Here is a 967-nt window from a genome sequence, read left to right as displayed (position 1 = left end):
AGCAGTTGGATGCAAAGGTACATGGCGGCTTTGGGATCATGTTAGATGATCTGGTTGCCGGGATATATGCGTTGATCGCTCTCCAGGCGGTCGCCTATCTTTGGAATTAGACCATTGTTTGCCTAGTGGGTTTTTGGTAGGCGTTGAACTACTGAGAGGAACCGCTCAAGACTTGCCTCTGCGCGTTCTTTTGATGCGTATGGGCCACTATCAAAGCCTTCTCGTGTTGAAAAATACCATTTTTGGCCTGCACAAAAAAAACGATCGCTTCGAAATGGAACGTCTCCGGATTCGCCGTGGCGATGAGCTGCTTGATTCATTGTTACGATACCTCCCCTAAGTCCTTTAAATTTAGATGATGTCGGTTAAAAATCAACCAACCAAGTCTCGCTTTACGTTTTGTTGGGTGAAATTATCTTTAGCTTTGGGCGTTCTATTCGGAAATCATTGAAAGCGCTCGGCGCTAAGTTCAAAATGCAGGGTAGTGAATTACATTGAATAAGAGAACATGATTATGCGAAGTCTTAGAGGGATCCTGCTGCTTGTGATCGTGGCAATGGTGTCTGCGTGTACCGGAAAACCTGTCAAAACATATGAAGGTGCAGCGCTACCAGATAAAGATGTCGCCATCCTTACTGCGAGTGACAATATCGAGGTCATCGAAATCGATGGTACAGAAATGACGACGTACTTATTGTCGAATATAGAGACTATGTACGCACTGAAGCCGGGGAAGCATCGCATAGTCTTTAATTATACGAGTGTTTGGTCAGTGGCGCCTAAGGGGCAGGACGGTCCTCGCTCAGAGGCTGTCGAGTCGCCAGCACAGGTTGTTGAGATTGAAGTGAAGGCTGGCGATAGCTTGAGTTTTGAGTTTGATGATGTTGAAAACATTCGTGAGGCACGAGCGTTTGCCGAGAGATTTACAGCGAACCTGGTGGATAGTCAGGGTAATGTTCTCGGTGCT

3 protein-coding genes are annotated in these 967 nt (G+C 46.5%); 2 read left to right on the top strand and 1 reads right to left on the bottom strand.

Annotated elements, in window-relative coordinates; genetic code table 11:
* The first annotated feature begins 5 nt into the window (after positions 1 to 5).
* The gene (locus A3750_RS27150) at positions 6 to 110 is read left to right on the top strand and encodes a phosphatidylglycerophosphatase A (protein WP_082873365.1); all 105 of its coding nucleotides are present in this window, start codon (positions 6 to 8) and stop codon (positions 108 to 110) included.
* Between the two features lie 12 nt (positions 111 to 122).
* Here A3750_RS27150 and A3750_RS19925 read toward each other — a convergent pair whose 3' ends face one another.
* Complete coding sequence (locus A3750_RS19925) at positions 123 to 320, bottom strand: DUF6316 family protein (protein ID WP_068520448.1); 198 nt, start codon at positions 318 to 320, stop codon at positions 123 to 125.
* Positions 321 to 514: 194 nt separating this feature from the next.
* Between A3750_RS19925 and A3750_RS19920 the strand changes: the two genes are divergently transcribed.
* Positions 515 to 967, top strand: a 453-nt coding sequence (locus tag A3750_RS19920; protein WP_197475181.1) for a DUF2057 family protein, incomplete at its 3' end; no start/stop codon positions are given.

It is taken from the genome of Oleiphilus sp. HI0079, from assembly GCF_001635105.1.
The sequence above is the reverse complement of the archived record's forward strand: the minus strand, read 5'-3'. Positions and strand labels throughout refer to the sequence as shown.

Bases quoted from the DNA above. Each gene is read 5' to 3' on its own strand.
- A3750_RS19925 (WP_068520448.1), bottom strand. From the start codon at position 320: ATGAATCAAGCAGCTCATCGCCACGGCGAATCCGGAGACGTTCCATTT.